Origin of the sequence: Mesorhizobium sp. B1-1-5 (genome assembly GCF_006443065.1) — a bacterium.
Taxonomy (GTDB): Bacteria; Pseudomonadota; Alphaproteobacteria; order Rhizobiales; family Rhizobiaceae; genus Mesorhizobium.
Genome location: NZ_VFWS01000458.1, coordinates 1 through 1,278 on the forward strand (window position 1 = coordinate 1; position 1,278 = coordinate 1,278).

Here is a 1,278-nt window from a genome sequence, read left to right on the forward strand (position 1 = left end):
TGCGGCACGGGCAAAGGTCCCGCAGCGTACGGCCGCCTCGAAGGTCACGAGCGCATTGAGCGAAGGAAGCAGATGTCGAAGGCGGGACATTACAAAATGTAAGCTCCCCGATCAGCATTTGTGGAATTGCGGCGATGCAGTCTCTTCTGTTCATTGAACGCAAGCTTCCGCCGGGCGGAAGCCTGTTTTAGCGAGGAAGAGAGGCAGGTCTGATGTCCTTCAAGCAGTTCAAGGTTTTGACATTCGACGTCGTGGGGACGCTCATCGATTTCGAGAAAGGCATTCTCGACGCGTTCCGCTCGATCGGCGGAAAGGCTGCCGAGGGGCTGAGCGACGACGATCTCTTCGCCCCCTATCTTGAAGGGCGCGTCGATCATCCCGGCCGCTCCAGCCAGGTGATGGCGGACGTCTACCTCCATGTGGCGCATAAGCTCGGCCTGCCTGCGGACCAGCGCTCGGCCGACGCTTTCCAGATTGCCGTGCTGCGCTGGCCGGCATTCGAGGATTCCGCCGAGGCACTCAAGCGGCTGCGCCGGCATTTCCGCCTGGTCGCCATGACGAACGCCGACCGCGTCGCCTTCAGCGCCTACTCGCACACGCTGGGGACCCCTTTCCACGATGCCGTCACGATGGACGACGCCAGATGCGCCAAGCCTGACCCGCGCTTCTTCTCGCATAAGCTCGGGCGGCAATCCGCCTTCGGCTATCGCCAGGAAGACATACTGCACGTTGCGCAGAGCCAGTATCTTGATATCGTCGTTGCCCGCTCGCTCGGTTACAAGGTCTGCTGGATCGAGCGGCGGATGCACCAGGAAGGCTATGGCGGCACACCGCATCCGGGCGAAGTGACGAAGCCGGATTTCCATTTCGCCACGCTGCGCGACCTCGCCGACGCCGTCGAGCGGGAATAACTCCGCCGGCGCCCAAGGGAGGACGATGCCGATGCCGGACCTGGCACATCCACGATCGCTGTGGCTGGAAACGGCCTCGCCCGCGCCGCCGCCGGTCGCGCTTGGAAACGCGGTCAAGGCCGATATCGCCATCATCGGCGGCGGATATACCGGCCTCAATGCCGCCTTGCGCGCCATCGAGCGCGGCCTGCATCCCGTCGTGCTGGAAGCGGTCGAAATCGGCTGGGGCGCTTCCGGCCGCAATGGCGGGGTCGTTTCCACCAAGTTTCGCGCCTCGCTTAGCGACATCGCGGCGCACCATGGACTTGAAACGGCGCGGCGCATGCACCGCATCGGCCATGATGCGATGGATCGCGTCGAACGGAAT

Annotated in this window: 2 protein-coding genes; both read left to right on the forward strand. The window is 63.5% G+C overall.

What is annotated here, in order from left to right:
- The first annotated feature begins 212 nt into the window (after nucleotides 1-212).
- Entirely contained in the window at nucleotides 213-911 is a 699-nt protein-coding gene (locus FJ980_RS32345) for an HAD-IA family hydrolase (protein WP_140547532.1), read from the forward strand.
- 31 nt (nucleotides 912-942) lie between these two features.
- The coding region (locus tag FJ980_RS32350) for an FAD-dependent oxidoreductase (RefSeq protein WP_140547533.1) at nucleotides 943-1,278 on the forward strand (336 nt) is incomplete at its 3' end.